Source organism: Leptothrix ochracea L12 (assembly GCF_000262525.1).
In genome coordinates this window covers 1-6,538 of record NZ_JH660690.1, presented here as the reverse complement: position 1 = coordinate 6,538, position 6,538 = coordinate 1, and the positions used below count along the sequence as shown (strand labels likewise).

The window sequence follows — 6,538 nt, the reverse complement described above, 5'->3', positions numbered from 1 at the left end:
GGCCACCACGGGCGTGGTGGCCGCCTCGGTGATCTCGATGGGTTTGATCTCGCTGCCCATCATGCTGCGCTACGGCTACGACCGGCGCGTGGCCTCAGGCGTGATCGCCGCCTCTGGCACCTTGGCGCAGATCATTCCGCCTTCGCTGGTGCTGATCATCATGGCCGACCAACTCGGCAAGAGCGTGGGTGATCTCTATAAAGGCGCCTTCGTTCCCGGCTTCGTGCTGACGGGTCTGTATGTGGGCTTCATCTTGCTGGTGAGCTTCATTCGCCCCACTTGGGTGCCGGCCTTGCCAAAGGAAGCGCGCACCATCCGCGAAGACAACGGCAACTCGGGTTTGCCATCCTTGGGTCTTTTGGCCCTGCTGTCTGCCGCCTGTGCCGTGGCTTTTGCTTACTCTCGCCCCGAGACCACCCCGACCGATGAGCTGATTGTGGTGTCGATGTGCATCGGCGTAGGCATCGCCTTTGCGTTGTCGGTGCTGAACAAAGTCACCGGCTTGAAGCTGCTCTCCAAGATGGCCGAGCGCGTCACTTTCGTGCTGATCCCACCGCTGGCCCTGATCTTCTTGGTGCTCGGCACCATCTTCCTCGGTATCGCCACACCGACGGAAGGCGGTGCGATGGGTGCTGTGGGGGCGCTGATCATGGCCGTGGCCCGCCAGCGTCTCAGCCTGAAGCTGCTGCGTCAGGCCATGGACTCAACCATGAAGCTCTCAACCTTCGTGGTCTTCATCCTGATCGGCTCCACCGTCTTCAGTTTGAGCTTCCAAGGCGTGGATGGCCCCAAATGGGTCGAGCACCTGCTTACGAGCTTGCCCGGCGGTCAACTCGGCTTCCTGATCGTGGTGAACATCTTGGTGTTCGTGCTGGCGTTCTTCTTGGACTTCTTCGAACTGAGCTTCATCATCGTGCCGCTGATCGGGCCCGTGGCCGAGAAGCTCGGCATTGATTTGGTCTGGTTTGGTGTGCTGCTGGCGGTCAACATGCAGACCTCCTTCATGCACCCGCCCTTCGGCTTTGCGTTGTTTTACCTACGCAGCGTCGCACCTCATGACGACTACAAAGACCGCCTCACGGGCCAAAGCATCCCCAAGGTCACGACCAGCCAGATTTATTGGGGTTCGGTGCCTTTCGTCCTGATTCAGATCATCATGGTCGCGCTGATCATCGCGTTCCCGAATCTGATGTCAGGCGGTCTTGCTAAAAAGAAGAGGTCAACATCGACAACGTTCAAATCGAATTCCAACCGGCTGCCGAAGCCAAGCAGGACAACGATCTGAACAAGCTGTTTGATGCCGTACCCAGTGCGGCTAGCGGCTCCAAGTGAGTTCGCTGTCGGTCGTCATTCACCGACGACCGACGTAAAAAAGCCCCGCGATGCGGGGCTTTTTGCTCAACAGCCCAAAAGGGCTGTGATGCGTGCTTACTTCGAAGCAGCAGAAGCAGCCTTCTCAGCCTTCTTAGCCTTGTGAGCCTTGGCCTTCTTGGCCGGCTTCGAAGCAGCTTCAGCAGCCGGCTTAGCAGCAGCAGAAGCAGCGGGAGCAGCTGCCTTAGGAGCGTCAGCGGCGAAAGCGCCGAAAGCGAACATGGAAGCGATCAGGGCAGCGACGATCTTGGTCATGGAAAACTCCAAATTTGAATATTGACGAGCAAAAGACTCATGGGGATCAACGCTCAGGCTGCGTGATGCGTTGACGCAAAATAACATTTTGTTTCAATTGGCCTCAATGAATGCCCGCCATCACCTTGTGATGCATCCGTCGTAACCCCAGCCAAACCACCCCAGCAATCAGAGGAACCGCCACGGCAATGGCCATGTCGGGCGAAATCGGCAACCCCGCAGATTTCAAACCCTTGACGACATAGCCCACCAAACCCGTGCCGTAATAGGTGATCGCAGCCACCGACAAGCCTTCGACCGCGCTTTGCAACAAAAGCTGCGCCTCTTGACGCCGATTCATGGCGTCCAGCAGGAATTGGCTGCTTTGCTGCTGCTCAATTTCCACCCGGGTCCGCAGCAAGTTGCTGGTGCGTGAGATACGTTCTGACAAAGCCTGCTGACGTCGTGCCGCCCAAGCACACGTTTGCATGGCCGGCGATAAACGCCGATCCATGAACTCACCCAAGGTTTGCAGACCATGAATCCGCTCTTCGCGCAGTTCTTGAATCCGCCGCTGAACCAACTCAAAGTACGCTGCACTGGCCGAAAAACGCGCGTGCGTGCGTGCGTACAAGCTCTCGACTTGGGCCGCCAAGTGCGTCAGACGCCGCAGCAAGTCCGGCTCTTGCTGCTTCTGGGCAAAACGAATCTGCTCCGCCACCTCAGCCAATTCACGCTCCGCTGACACCAGAGCCCCACCCACCTCACGCGCAGCCGGTAAACCCAACAAAGACATCATGCGATAGGTTTCGACTTCGAGAACCCGCTGCACTGCACGCCCCAGCCGACGCGGATTCAAACTGTCATCCACCACCAAGATGCAACGCCCGAAACCATCAGCATGCAAACGGAAGTCGGTATAGACCACCACTTGACCGTCCATCACCCGTGCTGCCACCAGCGTGCTTTCATCCAGTGTGCGCCGGACCAAAGCAGAAACGAGATCTGACCCGGATGCGTCAGGCAGCACCTCGCTTTGCCGTAGCACCAACACGTGCAAGCCAATCAACCACTGGCCCGGCATGCTTTGGAGCCAGTCACGCGGCGCATCTGGGAGCACACCCGCCTCGAACCCGTTCGGCGCATCCGTGATCGGACGCCAAAAAGTCGCGGTGTGGAATTCCGAGTGCTTCTCCCAGCGCAACAACACCCCACCCAGATCGGTACTGATGTGATTGGCATCATCCAAGGCCAAGGGCAAGTTCTTTTGGCGCAGGAGCTGATTCACATGCTCTTTGGCAAGCACCCCATCGCCATGAGCCCACCCCACATGGGTCAAGGCCAACGGGGCCGAGAGTCGCTCATAGGGACGAGCGTGGACTTCGTTGTGAAGCGCCTCTCGCAGAGGATGCACGGTTTGCATATCCATTCTTTCATTCACGCAGGCGTGGCCCGCAAAATTTCTTCAGCACTGGTGAGGCCCTCGGCCACCTTGTCAAAACCAGCTTGACGCAGGGATCGCATCGGCTCGTCCAACACCAGCAATTCCACCAAGCCGCAACGCCCCCGGTAACCCGTCATACGGCAATCGATGCAGCCCACCGCACGGTAGGGCTGGAACGGCTTCGCAGCTTCCGTGCCAAGGCCACCCGTTGTTGCGATCGTCGCGGTCGAGGAGCCTAGCAAAGCCGTGAGGCGTTCACGTGACATGGTCTCATCGGGCTGTTTGCAGGCAGCGCACAACGTCCGCACCAAGCGCTGCGCCAGCACACCGATCACGGTGGCCTTGATCAGATAGGTCGGCACGCCCAGATCGGTCAGGCGTGTGATCGCGCTGGCAGCATCGTTGGTGTGCAGGGTGGAGAACACCAAATGCCCGGTCAAAGCGGCCTGAACCGCCATTTCAGCCGTTTCAACGTCGCGAATCTCGCCAATCATGATGATGTCGGGGTCTTGGCGCATCAGGGCGCGCACGCCGTTGGCGAAGTCGAGTTCAAGCGCGGGCTGAACCTGGGTCTGATTGAAGGCCGGCTCGATCATTTCGATCGGGTCTTCGAGCGTACACACGTTGACCTCGTCGCTGGCCAGCCGCTTAAGCGTGGCGTAGAGCGTGGTGGTCTTGCCGCTGCCGGTTGGGCCGGTCACCAAGATGATGCCGTGCGGTCGGCGCACCAAATCGGCCCAGCGCCCCGCATCGGTGCTGGAAAACCCTAAGGCCTCGACCGGCAGCACGGCGGTATCGGGATTGAAGATCCGCATCACCACCTTCTCACCAAAGGCAGTCGGCAAGGTGGACAGTCGCATTTCAATCTCTTCACCACGCGGATTGCGCGTCTTGATACGCCCGTCTTGGGCACGACGGCGCTCAACCACATCCATGCGTGCCAGCAATTTGATGCGCGCGGTAGCCGCCGTCATCACGCTTTGCGGCAGGTGGTAGACGGTGTGCAGCACGCCATCGATACGAAATCGCACCGCACATTGCTCGCGCCGAGGCTCTAGGTGAATGTCGCTGGCGCGCTGCTCGAAAGCGTAGTTCCAGAGCCAGTCAACCACTTGCACAACACCCTGATCGTTGGCGTCGAGCTGCTTGTGGCGGCCCATTTCGACCAGCTGCTCAAAATTAACGGTGGCGCTGTTGGCTTCGCCGGTTTTCTGCGCCTGACGCACTGACCGCGCCAAGCTGTAGAACTCGGTAGTGAAACGGGCAATATCGTTCGGATGCGCCAAGACCAAGCGCACGCTCTTGCGGGTGTGCGCGCTGATCTCCACCACCCAGTCGCGCTCGAAGGGCTCACAGGTGGCGATGGTCACTTCCGTGGGACCCACTTGGACCGGCAAGACGCGGCGTTTTTCGGCGTAAGCCAGCGACATGACCTCGGTCACCCGCGCGACATCGACTTTGAGCGGATCAATGCGCAAATAGGGCAAACCGACCCGTTTGGCCAACCAGCGCAGCAGCACGTCGGTATCCAACGGCGTTTGGGTGCCCACCCGAATCAGGCCCGCAGAACCCAATCGCACCAAAGGATGCAAGCTGCTCACCCCCGCTGAAAGCCGCTGATGGATCACCGGCCGATCCACCGCCGCAATCCAGCCGTCTTGCACCAGCCAGTCCAGCACATCGGCCCAACGCAAACGCCCCACCGGCACCGGTGCCGCGCTCATGTCATGAGCTCCTCAGCGTCATCAACAGCAACCACGGCCCGAGGTGTTGGCAAGACCCGCATCAAACGAACCCACGGTGGTGCAGGCAACTGGAATCGCTCACGCACCGCTTCAGCACGCCGCTGTAACTCATCACGCTCTGGCCAATCCACGCCTTTACCGGCCAAAACGATGGCGTTGCCTTCGGCCGTCGGGCTGATCTTCCAGACTTGACCCACCCCAAACACCGCCTCAATGCGCCGGGCACTCTTCATGAACTTGGCCGAGCGGCCAAACAGGTTCACCGCCATCACCCCGCCTTCGGTCAGCACGGCGTGACAGGCCCGGTAGAAATCCTCGTCATCCAGCACCGGACCTGCCGCGTCGTGGTCATACAGATCAACCTGCAACACATCGGCGCTGTCCCAATTCAAGGTGTCTTCCACCCAAGCGCGAGCATCAGCCACCACCACGTTCAGGCGCTCGTCGTTGGGCGGTAGATGAAACCACTGCCGGCAAGCCGCGACCACCTGCGGATTCAATTCGACTGCCGTGCTACGCCAGCGCAACACGCTATGGCTGAAACGCGTCAACGCCGCTGCCCCCAAGCCCAACTGCACCACGTGCCCTTGGGCCCAAGCGGCCGTCGGCTTCAGCAGCAACCACGCCATCATGCGTTGCACGTAATCCAGTTCAAGCGTTTGGGGCTTGCGGATCCGCATGGCTCCTTGCACCCAGGGCGTGTCGCCCAGATGCAAGTAGCGCACCCCGTCAAACTCAGACAAGGTGGCCGAGGGCAAAACATCGGGTGGGGTTTTCTTCTTGCGCGGGCGCGCGTTCAAAAGATCCATGGGCAAGAGGCAACAGAGCCAAAGAGGCAGCTTGGAAAGGCCGCGAGCTTACGTCAGCCCGACCAGCTTGGGCAAAGCGTGCAAGGCGTTGGCTTGGGTGATGTGTGCGATCTCCGCCACAGTTGAACCGCGCAATTCAGCTAAAACCGTCGCTATACGCAACAACTCACCGGGTTCGTTACGCATCACAGCCCCGGCGGCTCGCTCAGCAGCTGTGCGGTAAAGCCACTGCGGCACCATGTCAGGCGCGTCGGTCTCCAGCACGAAGGCGTTGTCTGGCAACGAACGCGCCAGCCGACGCAGTTGCAAGGCACGCTCAAAGGTCATCGCCCCGCCAAAACCGAGCTTGAAGCCCAGATCCAAGAATGCGTGAGCTTGCTGATCGCTGCCGTTGAACGCGTGCGCAATCCCTGCGCGAACCTTGGAGCGCCGCAACAAGGCCAACAACCGGTCCACAGCTCGGCGTGAATGCAGAATCACCGGCAAATCCACCTCCGCCGCCATCGCCAACTGGGCCGCACACAGCGCTTCTTGGCGCGCCTGCGCAGCGGCATCCAAGCACGGCACGAAAAAATCGAGGCCAATTTCACCCACGGCGACCAGATGCGGGTCGTGTCGCGCTTGATCCAGTGCAGCCGCCACCCTGTCCATCACATCCTCAGGCGCCCTTAGAACGTAAAGCGGATGGATACCCCAAGCGTAAGCATCACCGTGCGTATGCGCCCAAGCCTGAACAGGATCAAAGCTGGCCAGATCCACGGCGGGCAACACCACGCACTCGACACCCGCAGCACGCGCACGTTCACGGACCCGCAGGCGGTCTGGATCAAATTCAGCGGCATCCAGATGGCAATGGGTATCGATCAGGTTCATGGGAGCCAAAAAAGTCCGGCGGGCATACTTGCGGCACTCGACAACATCTTCACAGCACGAAA

At 59.9% G+C, this 6,538-nt stretch carries 6 protein-coding genes; 1 reads left to right on the top strand and 5 read right to left on the bottom strand.

The annotated features are described in order from the left end of the window. The coding region (locus tag LEPOCDRAFT_RS02095; protein WP_009453564.1) for a TRAP transporter large permease at positions 1-1,285 on the top strand (1,285 nt) is incomplete at its 5' end. A gap of 143 nt (positions 1,286-1,428) precedes the next feature. On the opposite strand, the gene LEPOCDRAFT_RS02090 is transcribed toward LEPOCDRAFT_RS02095, so the two are convergent. Genes LEPOCDRAFT_RS02090 through LEPOCDRAFT_RS02070 form a run of 5 tightly spaced genes read right to left on the bottom strand, consistent with a single transcriptional unit; the run spans position 1,429 to position 6,476 of the window. After that, entirely contained in the window at positions 1,429-1,713 is a 285-nt protein-coding gene (locus LEPOCDRAFT_RS02090) for a hypothetical protein (RefSeq protein WP_420806073.1), read from the bottom strand. A 16-nt stretch (positions 1,714-1,729) separates the two neighbouring features. After that, positions 1,730-3,034, bottom strand: a complete 1,305-nt coding sequence (locus LEPOCDRAFT_RS02085; protein WP_009453562.1) for a DUF3422 family protein — start codon at positions 3,032-3,034, stop codon at positions 1,730-1,732. A gap of 8 nt (positions 3,035-3,042) precedes the next feature. After that, positions 3,043-4,773: a GspE/PulE family protein gene (locus LEPOCDRAFT_RS02080; RefSeq protein WP_009453561.1), complete on the bottom strand. Its 1,731-nt coding sequence runs from the start codon at positions 4,771-4,773 to the stop codon at positions 3,043-3,045. After that, entirely contained in the window at positions 4,770-5,603 is an 834-nt protein-coding gene (locus LEPOCDRAFT_RS02075; protein ID WP_009453560.1) for a spermine/spermidine synthase domain-containing protein, read from the bottom strand. The genes LEPOCDRAFT_RS02080 and LEPOCDRAFT_RS02075 overlap by 4 nt, the downstream gene beginning before the upstream one ends. A 48-nt stretch (positions 5,604-5,651) precedes the next feature. Continuing rightward, entirely contained in the window at positions 5,652-6,476 is an 825-nt protein-coding gene (locus LEPOCDRAFT_RS02070; protein WP_043909858.1) for a TatD family hydrolase, read from the bottom strand. Positions 6,477-6,538: the final 62 nt, after the last annotated feature.

Bases quoted from the DNA above. Each gene is read 5' to 3' on its own strand.
- LEPOCDRAFT_RS02070 (WP_043909858.1), bottom strand. From the start codon at position 6,476: ATGAACCTGATCGATACCCATTGCCATCTGGATGCCGCTGAATTTGAT.
- LEPOCDRAFT_RS02075 (WP_009453560.1), bottom strand. From the start codon at position 5,603: ATGGATCTTTTGAACGCGCGCCCGCGCAAGAAGAAAACCCCACCCGAT.
- LEPOCDRAFT_RS02085 (WP_009453562.1), bottom strand. From the start codon at position 3,034: ATGGATATGCAAACCGTGCATCCTCTGCGAGAGGCGCTTCACAACGAA.
- LEPOCDRAFT_RS02090 (WP_420806073.1), bottom strand. From the start codon at position 1,713: ATGTTATTTTGCGTCAACGCATCACGCAGCCTGAGCGTTGATCCCCAT.
- LEPOCDRAFT_RS02080 (WP_009453561.1), bottom strand. From the start codon at position 4,773: ATGAGCGCGGCACCGGTGCCGGTGGGGCGTTTGCGTTGGGCCGATGTG.